The organism is Mycobacterium paraseoulense (assembly GCF_010731655.1).
GTDB classification, from domain to species: Bacteria; Actinomycetota; Actinomycetes; order Mycobacteriales; family Mycobacteriaceae; genus Mycobacterium; species Mycobacterium paraseoulense.
Genome location: NZ_AP022619.1, coordinates 2,630,797 through 2,646,378 on the forward strand (window position 1 = coordinate 2,630,797; position 15,582 = coordinate 2,646,378).

Annotated in this window: 11 protein-coding genes; 7 read left to right on the top strand and 4 right to left on the bottom strand. The window is 69.6% G+C overall.

Features of this window, described 5'->3' with window-relative positions:
• Window positions 1–30: 30 nt before the first annotated feature.
• Window positions 31–1,284 (top strand): MFS transporter, encoded by a 1,254-nt coding sequence (locus G6N51_RS12050; protein WP_083174869.1) that lies wholly within the window; start codon window positions 31–33, stop codon window positions 1,282–1,284.
• Between the two features lies 1 nt (window position 1,285).
• On the opposite strand, the gene G6N51_RS28955 is transcribed toward G6N51_RS12050, so the two are convergent.
• The gene (locus G6N51_RS28955) at window positions 1,286–1,882 is read right to left on the bottom strand and encodes an SHOCT domain-containing protein (protein ID WP_197747119.1); all 597 of its coding nucleotides are present in this window, start codon (window positions 1,880–1,882) and stop codon (window positions 1,286–1,288) included.
• A gap of 70 nt (window positions 1,883–1,952) precedes the next feature.
• Between G6N51_RS28955 and G6N51_RS12060 the strand changes: the two genes are divergently transcribed.
• From G6N51_RS12060 to G6N51_RS12070, 3 genes are read left to right on the top strand one after another with little or no spacing between them, the layout of a single operon-like run.
• On the top strand, window positions 1,953–3,320 hold the full coding sequence (locus tag G6N51_RS12060) for an FAD-binding oxidoreductase (protein ID WP_083174875.1): 1,368 nt from the start codon (window positions 1,953–1,955) through the stop codon (window positions 3,318–3,320).
• A 41-nt stretch (window positions 3,321–3,361) separates the two neighbouring features.
• Window positions 3,362–4,615 carry a cytochrome P450 gene (locus G6N51_RS12065; protein ID WP_083174878.1) on the top strand — a complete coding sequence of 418 codons (1,254 nt, stop codon included), beginning with the start codon at window positions 3,362–3,364 and terminating at the stop codon, window positions 4,613–4,615.
• Window positions 4,615–5,193 carry a TetR/AcrR family transcriptional regulator gene (locus G6N51_RS12070; RefSeq protein WP_083174881.1) on the top strand — a complete coding sequence of 193 codons (579 nt, stop codon included), beginning with the start codon at window positions 4,615–4,617 and terminating at the stop codon, window positions 5,191–5,193. Before G6N51_RS12065 ends, G6N51_RS12070 begins: the two co-directional genes overlap by 1 nt.
• Before the next feature lie 38 nt (window positions 5,194–5,231).
• On the opposite strand, the gene G6N51_RS12075 is transcribed toward G6N51_RS12070, so the two are convergent.
• The gene (locus tag G6N51_RS12075; RefSeq protein WP_083174884.1) at window positions 5,232–6,371 is read right to left on the bottom strand and encodes an acyltransferase family protein; all 1,140 of its coding nucleotides are present in this window, start codon (window positions 6,369–6,371) and stop codon (window positions 5,232–5,234) included.
• Window positions 6,368–8,068: a DEAD/DEAH box helicase gene (locus G6N51_RS12080; RefSeq protein WP_083174887.1), complete on the bottom strand. Its 1,701-nt coding sequence runs from the start codon at window positions 8,066–8,068 to the stop codon at window positions 6,368–6,370. Before G6N51_RS12080 ends, G6N51_RS12075 begins: the two co-directional genes overlap by 4 nt.
• Before the next feature lie 308 nt (window positions 8,069–8,376).
• Between G6N51_RS12080 and G6N51_RS12085 the strand changes: the two genes are divergently transcribed.
• Together G6N51_RS12085 and G6N51_RS12090 are read left to right on the top strand one after the other, a co-directional pair.
• Entirely contained in the window at window positions 8,377–8,976 is a 600-nt protein-coding gene (locus tag G6N51_RS12085; protein ID WP_083174931.1) for an LppP/LprE family lipoprotein, read from the top strand.
• A gap of 52 nt (window positions 8,977–9,028) precedes the next feature.
• Window positions 9,029–12,436: a TM0106 family RecB-like putative nuclease gene (locus G6N51_RS12090; protein WP_083174890.1), complete on the top strand. Its 3,408-nt coding sequence runs from the start codon at window positions 9,029–9,031 to the stop codon at window positions 12,434–12,436.
• Between the two features lie 18 nt (window positions 12,437–12,454).
• On the opposite strand, the gene G6N51_RS12095 is transcribed toward G6N51_RS12090, so the two are convergent.
• On the bottom strand, window positions 12,455–14,437 hold the full coding sequence (locus G6N51_RS12095) for an MFS transporter (RefSeq protein ID WP_083174897.1): 1,983 nt from the start codon (window positions 14,435–14,437) through the stop codon (window positions 12,455–12,457).
• A gap of 216 nt (window positions 14,438–14,653) precedes the next feature.
• Here G6N51_RS12095 and G6N51_RS12100 point away from each other — a divergent pair, with 216 nt between their 5' ends.
• Complete coding sequence (locus G6N51_RS12100; RefSeq protein WP_083174900.1) at window positions 14,654–15,430, top strand: hypothetical protein; 777 nt, start codon at window positions 14,654–14,656, stop codon at window positions 15,428–15,430.
• Window positions 15,431–15,582 lie beyond the last annotated feature (152 nt).

The window sequence follows — 15,582 nt, forward strand, 5'->3', positions numbered from 1 at the left end:
ATCAGCGGCTAAATTCTCCCCGGGATACCCATGAGCCACACGAGCCGAGGCCCGGCGCTGCTGATCCTGTCCGCCACACTGATGGCGACGACGGGTACCGGCGTCTCGATCATCGCGTTCCCCTGGCTCGCGTTGCAGCACCACGACCGCGCCCGCGACGCGTCGGTCGTGGCCGCCGCGATGACGCTGCCCCTCGTGCTCTCTACGCTGGTCGCCGGCACCGCGGTCGACTTCGTCGGGCGGCGGCGGGTGTCGCTGGTCTCCGATTCGCTGTCGTGCGCGGCGGTGGCCGCCGTGCCGCTGGCCGCCCGCCTGTTCGGCGTGGATGCCATCAGCGTCGTCATGCTGGCCGTGCTGGCCTTCTGTGCGGCCGCTTTCGATCCGGCGGGGATGACGGCGCGCCAGTCGATGCTGCCGGAGGCCGCCGCGCGCGCGGGCTGGTCGTTGGACCGCACCAACAGCCTCTACGAGGTCGTGCTCAACCTCGGGTTCATGGTCGGCCCGGGCATCGGCGGCTTGATGATCGCCACGGTTGGCGGCGTCAACACGATGTGGTTCACGGCGGGTTGTTTCGGGTTGTCCCTCTTGGCCATTGGGGCGCTGCGCCTCGAGGGTGCCGGAAAGCCTCAGCAGGCGGCCCGCCCGGAAGGCCTGGTGTCCGGCGTCGTCGAGGGGCTGCGGTTCGTGTGGAAGCTGCGGGTGCTCCGAACGCTCGGCCTGATCGACCTGGCCGTGACCGCGCTTTACCTGCCGATGGAAAGCGTGCTGTTCCCAAAGTATTTCGCCGACCGGCACCAGCCCGCCGAGCTGGGTTGGGCGTTGATGGCGCTCGCGGTCGGCGGCGTGGCGGGTGCGCTCGGCTACGCGGTGCTCTCGAAACACACCCGGCGGCGTACGGCCGTGCTGACGGCGACCCTCACCTTCGGCGCCGCGACGGTCGGCATCGCCTTCCTGCCGTCGCTGCCGGTGATCCTGCTGCTCTGCGGGGTGACCGGCCTGGTATACGGGCCGATCCAGCCCATCTACAACTACGTCATGCAGACCCGGGCGCCGCACCATCTGCGCGGCCGCGTGGTCGGAGTGATGGCGGGGCTGACCTACGCCGCGGGGCCGTTGGGCTTGCTGGTGGCCGGTCCGCTCACCGATGCCGCCGGATTGCAGGTCACCTTCCTGGCGTTGGCGGTGCCGATCCTGGTGATCGGGCTGGTTGCCACCAGGTTGCCGTCGCTGCGGGAACTGGACCGCGCGCCGGCGTTCGAGACGAGCCAGGAATCGCCGCTGTGATTCACTCGCCGAGAATCTTGCGCTTTTGCTGCTCGAATTCCTCGTCGGTGAGCAGACCGCGGTCCTTCAGCGCCGCCAGCCTCTCGAGGCGATCGACGGGGTCCGCCGCATGTTGGGTTTGCGCCGCCTGCACCGCGCCGAGCGCCTGCTGCTGGATCTCGGCCCCGCGCCGCATCATCTCCTGGCGGAATGCGGTGGGATCGGCAATGGCCTGGCGGATGACGTCGGTCATCGGCATGCCCATCACCTGAGCGCCCGCCAGGTCGGGGCGGGCCGCGGTCACGGCCTCGATCGCCACGTCGGCCGTGTCCGCCGGCCGAGGGTCGATTTGCACGCGGCTGTGGTCCTTCGGGTCGTAGAGCACCGGCAGCCGCGTGCCCGGACGAGGTTGACTCAGCTGAGGGAGCAGCGCGTTGACATTGACCTCGAACGGCGGTTCGGCATCGGGCGTGACGCGCAGCAGCAGCTTCCAGCGAACCTCGGTGTTGTTCACCAGATTCGGGTTGCCGAGGGTGACCGAAATCGCCGACTGCTCGGCGGCGAGGACGTCCGCAAACGCGCGGACGCCGACCTTGCTGAGGGCTCTGCGTCCAAACACGCTGCTCAACCCCTTCACCCGTCGAGGATCGCTCAACTGTACAGCGCTGATGGGTCCGTAGGATCGGGTCGTGAATGCTGATGTCCTGGCCGAGCTGGTTGCCGGTCTGCCCGACGGGATGGTCGTCACCGACCCGACCGTGACCGAGGGCTACCGTCAGGACCGCGCCTTCGACCCGTCGGCCGGCAAACCCTTGGCCGTGGTCCGGCCGCGGTGCACCGAAGACGTGCAGACCGTGTTGCGGTGGGCCACCACCCACCGGGTCCCGGTGGTGACCCGGGGAGCCGGTAGCGGTCTGTCGGGCGGGGCGACGGCGCTGGACAACGGCATCGTGCTGTCGACGGAGAAGATGCGTGACATCACCGTCGACCCGGTCACCCGCACCGCGGTATGTCAGCCCGGTCTGTTCAACGCCGAGGTCAAGAAGGCGGTCGCCGAGCACGGCCTGTGGTATCCCCCGGATCCGTCGTCGTTCGAGATCTGCAGCATCGGCGGCAACATCGCCACCAACGCCGGCGGGCTGTGTTGCGTCAAGTACGGCGTCACCACCGACTACGTGCTGGGCATGCAGGTGGTGTTGGCCGACGGCACGGCGGTCCGGCTCGGCGGGCCGCGGCTCAAGGACGTCGCGGGTCTGTCGCTGACCAAGCTGTTCGTCGGCAGCGAAGGCACGCTGGGCGTGGTCACCGAGGTCACGCTGCGGCTGGTGCCCAAGCAGAACGCGTCCAGCGTGGTGGTGGCGTCGTTCGCGTCGGTGGAGGCGGCCGTGGACGCGGTGCTCGGGGTTACCGCGCGGCTTCGCCCGTCGATGCTGGAGTTCATGGACTCGGTGGCCATCAACGCCGTCGAGGACACGTTGCGCATGGACCTGGACCGCGGGGCGGCGGCCATGCTGGTGGCCGGCAGCGACGAGCGTGGCCGGGCCGGCAGCGAGGACGCCGAGATCATGGCCGCGGTGTTCGCGGAAAGCGGTGCGACGGAAGTGTTTTCGACCGACGATCCCGACGAGGGCGAGGCGTTCGTCGCCGCCCGCCGGTTCTGCATCCCCGCGGTCGAAGCCAAGGGATCGCTCCTACTCGAGGACGTCGGGGTGCCGCTGCCGGCGCTGGGCCGGCTCGTCACCGGCATCGCGCACATCGCCGCGGAGCGCGACCTCACGATTTCGGTGATCGCCCACGCCGGTGACGGCAACACCCACCCGTTGATCGTCTACGACCCCGCGGACCCCGCAATGACCGAGCGCGCCCATCTCGCGTTCGGCGAGATCATGGACCTCGCCGTCGGCCTCGGCGGCACGATCACCGGCGAGCACGGCGTCGGCCGGTTGAAGCGGCCGTGGCTGGCCGGCTACCTCGGACCGGAGGTGATGGATCTCAACAGGCGCATCAAGCAGGCGCTCGACCCGCAGGGCATCCTCAACCCGGGAGCGGGCATCTAGCCGGCGTTGACATATCATCCCGATTGTCGTACCAATGAGACATGAGTGCGGTTATGTCTCACAATGCACCGGTCGCGTTCGAACTGGCCACCGCCGACAGCTGGCCGGATCCGTGGCCGATGTACCGCGCGCTTCGCGACCACGATCCGGTGCACCACGTCGTCCCGGCCAAACGGCCCGAGCGCGACTACTACGTGCTGTCCCGGCACGCCGACGTCTGGGCCGCGGCGCGCGACCACGAGACGTTCTCCTCCGCACAGGGGCTGACCGTCAACTACGGCGACCTGGAAATGATTGGGCTGCAAGATAATCCACCGATGGTGATGCAGGACCCGCCGGTACACACCGAGTTTCGCAAGCTGGTGTCACGCGGCTTCACGCCACGACAGGTGGAGGCGGTGGAACCCAAGGTCCGCGAATTCGTCGTCGAGCGGGTCGAGCGGCTGCGTGCCGACGGTGGCGGCGACATCGTCACCGAGCTGTTCAAGCCGTTGCCTTCGATGGTCGTCGCCCATTACCTCGGGGTCCCCGAAGCGGATCGGGCGCAATTCGACGGATGGACGGACGTCATCGTCGCGGCGAACACCGCCGAGGGCGGCCTGGAAGCTGGATTAACCGGGGCGCTGGAAACGGTGGGTGAGGCGGTCGGGTCGATGATGGCCTACTTCACCGGCTTGATCGAGCGCCGCCGAACCGAGCCCGAGGACGACACCATCTCGCATCTGGTGGCCGCGGGGGTGGGCGCCGACGGCGATATCGCCGGCACCCTGTCGGTGCTGGCGTTCACGTTCACCATGGTCACCGGCGGCAACGACACCACCACCGGAATGCTCGGCGGCTCAATGCCTTTGCTGCATCACCACCTTGACCAGCGGCGGCTGCTGGTCGACGATCCGGGGCTGATTCCCGACGCGGTCGAGGAGCTGCTCCGGCTGACCTCGCCGGTGCAGGGACTGGCCCGCACGGCCACCCGCGACGTCACGATCGGCGACACCACCATCCCCGCCGGGCGCAAAGTGTTACTGCTGTACGGGTCGGCCAACCGAGACGAGCGCCAATACGGCCCGGACGCCGGTGATCTCGACGTCACCCGGCGCCCGCGCAACATCATGACCTTCAGCCAGGGCGCCCACCATTGCCTGGGCGCGGCGGCTGCGCGGATGCAATCCCGCGTCGCCCTGACCGAACTACTCACCCGCTGCCCGGATTTCGAGATCGACGAGTCCGCGATCGTCTGGTCGGGCGGCAGTTACGTGCGGCGCCCGCTGTCGGTACCTATTCGGGTGAAGTCCTGATGCCGAACGACTGGCTGGGCGCGCACCGCACCGAGGCGGCCGCAGACCGGATCCTCGACGCCGCCGAGCGGCTCTACACCGAACGTGACCAGGCTTCGATCGGCATGAACGACATCGCCAGGGCCGCAGGGTGTTCCCGTGCGACGCTGTACCGGTACTTCGAGAACCGCGAGGCGTTGCGGACCGCCTACGTGCACCGCGAAGCCCGACGGCTCAGCCGCGCGATCAAAGAGCAGATCGGCGGCATCGACGATCCCCGGGAACGCCTTGTCGCGAGCATCGCCGCGACGCTGCGGATGGTTCGCGGCAGCCGCGCGTTGGCGTCGTGGTTCGCCATCACCCGGCCCCCGATCGGCGCCGAGGTGGCCGGGCAGTCCGAGGTCATCACCGCCCTGGCCGCCGCGTTCATCGGCTCGCTCGGGCCGGAAGACCCCGCCATCGTGGAGCGCCGGGCGCGCTGGGTGGTGCGAGTGATCACATCGCTGCTGCAGTTCCCCGGTCGAGACGACGCCGACGAGCGAGCGATGATCGAAGAGTTCGTCGTCCCGATCGTGACGCCGGTGCCCGCCCGCGGCTAGGCGCGCCTCGCCGTCGTCACACCCGCCGCGCGAACGGCTCAGGTCCGCACGCGGGTGAAGCGGTGCAGCAGCCAGGCCAGCGGGATGGTCAGCACCATCGTTGCCAGGAACAGGTTCAGCATCGAGCCGGTGTAGACGTGCGCGCGCACGATGTAGACCATGGCGAACTCCATGGTGATCAGGTGGATCAGAAAGATCTCGTAGGAGATCTCGCCGAGCCACACCATCGGCCGGGTCGCCAGCAGCCGCCAGTACCAGCCCTGGTCGCCCAGGGCCAGCGGCGCCACCGCGAGCGCGGCGATCACCGCGTAGAAGCAGGTCTTGAACAGCGCCTCGCTCAACGTCGCCGGCGATGTCGTGGGTGCACCGGCGATGGGAGTGGAGACGATGAAATAGCAGACGACGGCCAGCGGGATGGCCACGAAGGCGTAGCCGCGCACGCCCATCGCCTGCAGGACGGCCAGCAACATCCCGGCGAGGAACCACGCCAGGTAGGTGGGCAGCCACAGCCGCGCGCCGTCGGGAAACCAGTGGTCGGTGTGCACGAGGACCAGCCAGGCCGGGCTGATCAGGGTCAACCCCGCCAGCGCTCCCAGCAGCAGCCTCGGCTGCCAGCGCCGGCGGCAGACCAGCACCAACAGCACGTATGCCAGCAGCGGGAGCAGCACGTAAAACGAGGCCTCCACGGCCAGGCTCCACATCTGGGTCAGGCCCTGATGCAGGTATTTACCCAGGTAGCCGTTGCAGTAGATCTGCGTCAGCGTCAGGTTGCGCACCAGCCCGAGCCACGTGTGCCCGGGATTGGGTCCGGCCTCTCGAAAGTGATACAGCACGTAGGCGAACAACACAGTGATGACGTAGGCCGGCATGATGCGCCGAACCCGATGCCACGCATAGCGACTCAGCGACGGCGGCGGCGCGCCGGTGGCGGCGGATTTCAGCCACGGGCGGAACAGCAGGAAACCGGACAGCACGAAGAAGATCGGCACGCCGATCTCCATGCGGGAGCCGACCAGGCCCCAATAACCGTGGGTGTACTTGCCGGTGGTGTAGGCCGCGTGCGTGCCGACGACGAGGAGGGCGGCGACGGCGCGTATTCCGGTCAGCGACGCAACCCGGTCGACGTGGGCGGTCTGCTCCAGTCCGCCCTGGGCGTCTTGTTCTTCGGACAGGGTCATCCGGTGTGTTTCCTGCGCGGCTTCCCGCCGTCCCGGCTGCGCGGCTTGCTCGCCGACCGGTCCGGCTGAAGGTTGATCAGCACCCCCGAAATGCGGGTGCGCTCGAGCTTCTTCAGGGTCGACGGGGACAGCTTGGCGGGCAATTCCACCAGCGAGAAGTCCGGGCCGATCGCGATGTGACCGAAGTCGCTGCGATGCAGGCCGCCCTCGTTGGCGATGGCGCCGACGATCGCGCCCGGGCCGACCTTGTGCCGCTTGCCCACCGCGATGCGGTATGTGGCGAGTGGCCTTGTTTGCCTTGACTTTTCGGCACGCTCGCGCTGCTCGGCCGTCCGCTCGCGGCGTTCGCGTGGCGGCTCGGGCGCCATCAGGAACTCTTCGCCGTCGCGGGAATGCAGCGCCAGCGCCGCCGCTATGTCGGCCAGCGGGACGTCGTGCTCGCGTTCATAGTCCTGCACCAGCTTGCGGAACAGGTCGATGCCCGGACGGCCCAGCGCGGCGGTGATGGAGTCGGCGAACTTCGCCACCCGCTGGGCGTTGACGTCCTCCACGGTGGGCAGCTCGGCCTCGGTGAGCGTTTGGCGCGTCGCCTTTTCGATCGCCTTGAGCAGGTGGCGCTCCCGCGGGGAAACGAACAGCAGGGCGGTCCCCGAACGCCCGGCCCGGCCGGTGCGGCCGATGCGATGCACGTAGGACTCCGTGTCGTGCGGGATGTCGTAGTTGAGCACGTGCGATATGCGCTCCACGTCGAGCCCCCGCGCGGCCACGTCGGTGGCGACCAGGATGTCGATGCCGCCGTCCTTGAGCGCGGCGACGGTCCGCTCGCGCTGGCCCTGTGGGATGTCGCCGTTGATGGCGGCCGCGGAAAAGCCTCGCGCCCTGAGCTTTTCCGCAACTTCCTCGGTGGCCTGCTTGGTGCGCACGAAGACGATCATCGCCTCGAACGGCTCCACTTCCAGGACGCGGGTCAGCGCGTCCATCTTGCGCGGGCCGGCGACCTGAATGTAGCGCTGCGAAATGTTCTCCGCCGTGGCGGTTTTGGCCTTGGAGGTGACCTCGAACGGGTCGTGCAGGTACTTGGTGGTGAGCTTGCGGATCGCCGGCGGCATGGTCGCCGAGAAGAGGGCAACCTGCTTGTACTCGGGGGTGTCGGCCAGGATGCGTTCGACGTCTTCGGCGAAGCCCATGGTGAGCATCTCGTCGGCCTCGTCGAGCACCAGGTAGTCAACCCGCGACAGGTCCAGGGTGCCGCGCTCGAGGTGGTCGATGACCCGGCCGGGGGTGCCGACCACCACATGGGCGCCGCGTCTCAGCCCGGCCAGCTGCACGCTGTAGGAGGAGCCGCCGTAGATCGGCAGCACGTTGATCTTCGGCAGATGGGCGCCGTAGCGGCTGAACGCCTCGGCCACCTGCAGGGCCAGCTCCCGGGTGGGGGCCAGCACCAGCGCCTGGGTCGCGGTGCTGGTGACGTCGATCTTGGACAGGATCGGGATCGCGAACGCCGCCGTCTTGCCCGTGCCGGTCTGCGCCAGCCCGACGACGTCCGAGCCCGCCATCAGCGCCGGGATCGTCGCGGCCTGGATGCCCGTCGGTGACTCGTAGCCGACGTCGGCGATCGCCCGCAGAACCGAGGGGTGGATCTGCAGGTCGGCAAAGGTCGGAGAGGCAGCCTCAGGAGAGCTGTCCGGGAGGTTCATCGCCCAGGAGTCTAGTGGTGATCGCGAGCTCAGCGGTGCTGAGCGCTGCGGGTCACCACCATGCAGGCCCGCGGTGATCGCGAGCTCAGCGGTGCTGAGCGCTGCGGGTCACCACCATGCAGGCGCGCGGTGATCGCGAGCTCAGCGGTGCTGAGCGCTGCGGGTCACCACCATGCAGGCCCGCGGTGATCGCGAGCTCAGCGGTACTGAGCGCTGCGGGTCACCACCATGCAGGCCCGCGGTGATCGCGAGCTCAGCGGTGCGTGCCCGGCCACGCCTCTCGCACCCGCGCGCGCGATGACGGTACGGTGCCCGATGTGTCATCGCCACCCCGCCGTACCGAGCGGCTGGCCGGCTCGGCCGCTGCCGCGTTGATCGCTATGACGTTGACCGGCTGTGGGTCGGGAGACTCCACGGTCGCGAAGACGCCGCAGGCTACGACCACTACCGACACGCCGTCCATCACCGCGCCGGCCCAGCCCTCCGTCGCCGCCGCGCCGCCGGGCGGCAGCGCCGCGCCGGCCGACCCGTGCGCGGTCAACCTCGCCGCGCCCACCATCGCGAAGGTGGTCTCCGAGCTGCCGCGCGACCCGCGCAGCCAGCAAGGCTGGAACCCCGAGCCGCTGGCCGGCAACTACAACCAGTGCGCCCAGCTGTCGGCGGTGATCATCAAGGCCAACACCAACGCCGTCAACCCCACCACCCGCGCGGTGCTGTTCCACCTCGGGCAGTTCATCCCGCAGGGGGTTCCCGACACCTATGGGTTCAACGGCGTCGACGCGGCGCAGACCACCGGCGACACCGTGGCGTTGACCTACCCCAGCGGCATCAACGGGTTGACCACCGATGTGCGGTTCCACTGGAACGGCAACGGCGTGGAGCTGATCGGTAACGCCCCGGGCCACTAGGCCCACCGGCGACACCGCGTTTCCGTCGGTCCCCTCCCCTACAGTTGCTGCTGTGTTCGTCACCGGCGACAGCATCGTGTACAGCGCGTCGGATCTCGCCGCGGCGGCCCGGTGCGAGTACGCACTGCTGCGGGATTTCGACGCGAAGCTGGGCCGGGGCCCCGCCGCCGCGACCGAGGACGACCTCCTCGCACGGACCGCTGCCCTCGGAAACGAACACGAGCGACGCGAACTGGACCGGCTGCGCGACGAGTTCGGCGACGGCGTCGCGGTCATCGGCCGCCCGGCCTACACGCTGGCCGGCCTCGCGGCGGCCGCCGAGGCGACCCGGCGCGCCATGGCCGGCGGCGCGCCCGCGATTTATCAGGCCGCCATGTTCGACGGCCGCTTCGTCGGCTTCGCCGACTTCCTGGTGCGCGAGGACGACCGGTACCGGGTGATCGACACCAAGCTGGCCCGATCGGCCAACGTGACCGCGCTGTTGCAGCTGGCCGCCTACGCCGACGCGCTGGACGCCTCGGGTGTGCCGGTGGCGCCCGAGGCCGAACTGCACCTGGGCGACGGGACGGCCGCCCGCTACCGCGTCCGCGACCTGGTTCCGGTCTACCGCGCGCAGCGCGTGCGGCTGCAGCGGCTCCTCGACGAGCACCACGCCGGCCGCGCCCCGGTCCGCTGGGACGACGAGCGTGTAAGCGCCTGTTTCCGTTGTGCGTTGTGCACCGAGCAGGTGCGCGCCTCCGACGACCTGCTGCTGGTCGCGGGGATGCGAGTGGGCCAGCGGGACAAGCTGATCGACGCCGGCATCACCACGGTGCCCGAGCTGGCCCGGCATACCGGCCCCGTGCCGGACCTTTCGCCCGGAGCGGTCGGCAAGCTGACCGCCCAGGCGAGACTTCAAGTCCGCCAACGTGAAAGCGGCACGCCACTTTTCGAGATCGTCGATCCGCAGCCGCTGACGCTGCTGCCCGAGCCCGACCCGGGCGATCTGTTCTTCGACTTCGAGGGCGACCCGCTGTGGACGCTCGACGGGCGGGAATGGGGTCTGGAATACCTGTTCGGCGTCCTGGAAGCCGGGCCGTCCGGCACGTTTCGCCCGTTGTGGGCGCACAACCGGGTGGACGAACGCAAGGCCCTCGCCGATTTCCTGGCGATGGTCGCCAAGCGCCGCAGACGCCGGCCGAACATGCACATCTACCATTACGCGCCGTATGAAAAGACGGCGTTGCTGCGGCTCGCCGGCCGCTACGGCGTCGGCGAGGACCAGGTCGACGAACTGCTGCGCAGCGGAACGCTCGTCGACCTCTACCCCTTGGTGCGCAAGAGCATTCGCGTGGGCGCGGAGTCGTTCAGTCTCAAGGCACTCGAGCCGCTCTACATGGGAGCGCAGCTGCGGGCCGGTGACGTCACGACGGCCACCGGTTCGATCACCTCCTACGCCCGGTACTGCGAACTGCGGGCCGACGGCCGCAGCGACGAGGCCGCGTCCGTGCTCAAGGAGATCGAGGACTACAACCACTACGATTGCCGCTCGACCCAGGAACTGCGGAACTGGTTGATGTTGCGCGCCTACGAATCCGGGGTCCTGCCGATCGGCGCCCAGCCGGTGCGGGGCGGCAACACCGTCGAGGACCGTGACCGGCTCGCGGCGACGTTGTCGAGGTCCACCGGTGACGCCGCCGCCGGCGGGCGCACGCCCGAGCAGACGGCCGTGGCGCTGCTGGCCGCGGCGCGCGGCTACCACCGGCGCGAGGACAAACCGTTCTGGTGGGCACACTTCGACCGGTTGAACTTCCCCGTCGAGGAGTGGGCGGACGACACCGACGTCTTCATCGCCGAGCACGCGTCGGTCAGCGTCGACTGGAACATCCCGCCCCGCGCCCGCAAGCCGCAGCGGCGGGTGCGGCTGCGCGGCGAGCTGGCGCGCGGCGAACTGATGAGCGACGTCTTCGCGCTCTACGACCCCCCGGCACCACCCGGCATGTCCGACGATCCCGACCGGCGGGCCGCCGGACGCGCCACGGTGATCGAGGCCGACGATCCGGCGCTGCCCACCGAGGTGACCATCGTTGAGCGAGTGGGCAACGACGGCAAGCCATTTCACCAACTCCCATTCGCCCTCACCCCGGGCCCGCCGATTCCGACGACCGCGCTGCGGGAGTCGATCGAAGCCACCGCCACCGCCGTCGCGGCCGGCCTGCCGCGGCTTCCCCGCAGCGCCGTCGTCGACATCCTGCTGCGCCGCGCGCCCCGCACCCGAAGCGGCAACGGGCTGCCGCGTGGCGCCGACACCGCAGCCGACATCACCGCCGCACTGCTGGACCTGGACTCGTCGTACCTGGCGGTACACGGGCCGCCGGGCACCGGCAAGACGCACACCGCCGCCCGCGTCGTCCAGCGGTTGGCGACCGAGCATGGCTGGCGCATCGGCGTGGTGGCGCAATCGCATGCCACCGTGGAGAACCTCTTGGACTGCGTCGTCGACACCGGGCTGGACCCGGCGCGGGTCGCAAAGAAACGCAACGAGCACGGCGCCCCACGCTGGCGAGAGATCGACGGCAGCGCTTACGCCCCGTTCATCGCCGACACCGCGGGCTGCGTGGTGGGCGGCACGGCATGGGATTTCGCCAACGCCAACCGGATACCCCCGGACAGCCTCGACCTGTTGGTGATCGACGAGGCGGGCCAGTTCTGCTTGGCCAACACCATCGCGGTCGCGCCGGCGGCCGCCAACCTGTTGTTGCTCGGCGACCCCCAGCAGCTGCCGCAGGTCAGCCAGGGAACCCATCCCGACCCGGTCGACACCTCGGCGCTCGACTGGCTGGTGGACGGTCAGCGCACCCTGCCGGACCAACGCGGCTACTTCCTGGACCGCTCGTACCGCATGCATCCGGCGGTCTGCGCCGCGGTCTCCGCGCTGTCCTACGAAGGCAGGCTGCATTCCCACGAATGCAGCGCCGCCCGACGGCTGTCCGGATACCCGCCCGGCGTTCAGACGCTTACCGTCGGGCACCACGGCAACTCGACCGAGAGCCCGGAAGAGGCCGACGCGATCGCCGCCGAGATCGATCGGCTGCTGGGCGCGTCGTGGACGGACGAACACGGCACGCGGCCCCTGACCGCATCCGACGTGTTGGTGCTGGCGCCCTACAACGCCCAGGTGGCACTGTTGCGTCAACGGTTGACCGTCGCCGGGCTCGGCGGAATCCGGGTCGGCACGGTCGACAAGTTCCAGGGCGGGCAGGCGCCGGTCGTGTTCATGTCGATGACGGCCTCCTCCGCCGACGTGGTACCGCGCGGAATCTCGTTTCTGCTCAACAGGAATCGGCTCAATGTCGCCATCAGCCGGGCCCAGTATGCGACCGTCATCGTGCGCTCGGCGTCACTGACCGAATACCTGCCCAGCACGCCCGCGGGCCTGATCGACTTGGGCGCGTTCCTGGCGCTGACGGAGCCGGTCTGACCGTAGCCCGGCCCACGCCTAGGGGCCGGACGAATGGCGGCCGTAGCCGGTCGGGTTGTCGTCGGGATCGCGGCGGTGGCGCTGACCTCGCGTCGAACCGTCGGGCGGCCGTTCCGCGGGAGGCGCCGCCCGGTCGCTCGGGGCAGATCGGTAGGCGCGTGCCGACGGCTCGGTGACCGGACGGAAGCGCTGACGGGCGTCGACATGAGAGCCGTTGTGCGCGAACCCAATTGGTCCGCCATGCGGAACGGGGTCGTCGCGCGGACTGGTCCGCACATCGGCGGGCGCTCGGCGCGTGCGGAAGACCCGGTCGGCTGGCGGCTCGGCGCGGCTTTCGGCACCGTACGCCGCGCGCGGTGGGGCCACGGCTTCGTGTTCGGGTCCGCGCACGAGGATGCACTCGACGTAGTCGTCGTCGTCGTAGTCGTCGTCGAACATGTCGCCCGCTTCGGGCGGACCGCCGGCCGCGGCCGGCGATGCGAAGCCCACCAGGAACAGGGCGGCCACGATCCCGAACAGTGCGATGAACGCGGGCAGCAGCACGGATTGCGACATGGCGGCCGCGAACGGGTCGCGCAGGAATTCGGGCAGTTGCAGCGTGGCCGTCCCCTCGCCGCCGGGGCCGGCGGACGGCTGCGAGGACATCTCGGCGCCGATTCGCGCCGTCATGAACGCGGCCATGCCGGCGCTTCCGAGCACCGCGCCGAGCTGGCGGACGGAGTTGTACACGGCCGATCCCGCGCCGGCCAGGCGTGGTGGCAGGTTGCGCGTCGCGGTGGCGGTCAGCGGCGACCACACGAACGCCATCCCGACGCCCGTCGCGAAGAACGGCAGCACCAGCCGCCAGATCGGCGTCGCCGGCGACATCTCGAAGGTGAGCCAGGTCAGCGCGATCGCCAGCACCGAGAATCCGAAGCCTAGGACCGGCCGGGGGTGGTATCTGTCCACCATCCGGCCGACGAACGGAGCGAACACGCCGTTGGCGACCGCCATCGGCGCGATCAGCAGGGCCGAACGCGTCGGCGACAGCCCGCAGACGGCCTGCGCGTAGAACGTCAGGGGCAGCATCATCGCGGTCGCCGCGAACGAGACGATGGCCACCCCGACGTTGCACAGGCCGAAGTCGCGGTCGCCGAAGATCGCCAGGGGAATCAGCGGCTCGTCGGTGTTCATCGACTGCCAGAACACGAACACCGTCATGAACCCGATGCCGGCGACGATCATCGCCCAGATCCAGGGTTCCCAGTGCGCGGCCTGGCCCTGTTGCAGTCCGAACACGATCAGGAACATTCCCACCCCGGACAGCGCGACGCCGACCAGGTCGAACCGGTGCGACTGGGTGGGCAACACCGGGACGAGCCAGTACGCCAGCGCGAGCCCCAGCACGCCGATCGGGACGTTGACGAAGAAGATCCACTGCCATCCCAGCCCGTCGACCAGCACGCCGCCGGCCAGCGGCCCTACCAGGCTGGCCACCCCCGCGGTGGCGCCCCACAGGCTCACGGCGACGCCCCGCCGCTCCGGCGGGAAGATCCGGGTGATGGTCGACAAGGTCTGCGGGGTGAGCACCCCGGCGCCGACGCCCTGGACGACTCGGGCGGCGATCAGCATGGCGGCGCTGCCCGACAGCCCACACCACACCGACGCGACGGTGAACACCACCAGACCGATCAGGTAGAGGTTCTTGGGGCCGAATCGGTCACCGAGTCGCCCGGCCACCAGCAACACGACCGCGTAACCGAGCAGGTAGGCGCTGGTCACCCAGACCACCGTGTCGTAGCCGATGTGCAGCCTGGTCATGATCGTCGGGTTTGCGATGGCGACGATGGTCGAGTCGACCATGATCATGAAGAAGCCGATCATCATCGCCCAGAGCGCGTTCCAGGGCTTCTGCGACTGCGGCGAGTTCTGGGTGAGCAGGTTCCAGCGGTTGGCGACGTGAGCTGGGTCCGGCGCCGCGCGCCGGGCTCCCCCGGACGACGGAGGCGTCGCCGTGGTCATCTACCCACCTCGTTTCCGCTCCCGACGCTGCGTGGCCGCGCGGCGCCTGGTCGACCGGCCCGCCCGTCACGACGTCCAGCCTGCATTATTGCCGCTGCGGCGATCGGGGGCAGGCACGGACCCGATCCCGGGTACACCAGGCGAAGGTTCGTGTTCGGTCGGTGTTCGGGTGCGGGCGCGTTAGCCTGGTAAGACGCCATTTGCAGGAGAGGCAAGATGCGGGCCCGACGGAAGCGGTCTTCGAACCGGTTTTTCAGCATGTCGCACGCGGATCATGCGCCGCCCACCGACGGCACGCCCAAGGCGTCCGCACGGGCATTGGCGCAGGTCATCGAGCGAAGTTCGCGGATCCAGGGCCCGGCGGCCGAGGCGTATGTGGCCCGCCTGCGCAACGCGCACCCGAACAGCAGCCCCGCCGACATCCTGGCCAAGCTGCGGAAACGCTACGTCGGCATCGTGACTGCCAGCGGCATGGCGGTGGGCGCGGCGGCGACCATCCCCGGCATCGGCACGTTGAGCGCGCTGTCCGCCGCCGCGGCGGAGACGGTGACGTTCCTGGAGGCCACCGCGTTCTTCGTGCTGGCCGTCGCCGTGGTGCACGACATCCCCGCCGACCACCGCGAACGGCGCCGGGCTCTGGTGCTCTCGGTGCTGGTCGGCGACAACAGCAAGGAGACGGTCGCCCAGCTCTTCGGCCCGGCCCGCACCAACGGCGGCTGGATCTCCGAGACCGTGGCCGCCGTGCCGCTGTCGTCGATGTCCCTGCTGAACTCGCGGTTGCTCAAGTCGTGGGTCAAGCGGTACACGCTGCGACGCGGCGTCCTGATGTTCGGCAAGCTGCTGCCGGTGGGCATCGGCATCGTCGTCGGGGCCGTCGGCAACTATTTCGCCGGCAAGAAGATCATCCGCAACGCCGACCGGGCGTTCGGCACGCCGCCGGCGCGCTGGCCACGCGCGCTGCACCTGGTGCCGCCGTTCCCCGAAGCCGGCTGACGGGCGGCGGTCCCTGCCACCCCCGTCTCCCTGGCGAATCGCTGGCGAAAGGTTAGCCTTTATAGGGCGGAAACGTTGAGCACCGGCATTGATGTGAGGTGCTCCACACTCCGCGATCGACAAACGCACAGGCGCTGCGCACCAGCTGCTTA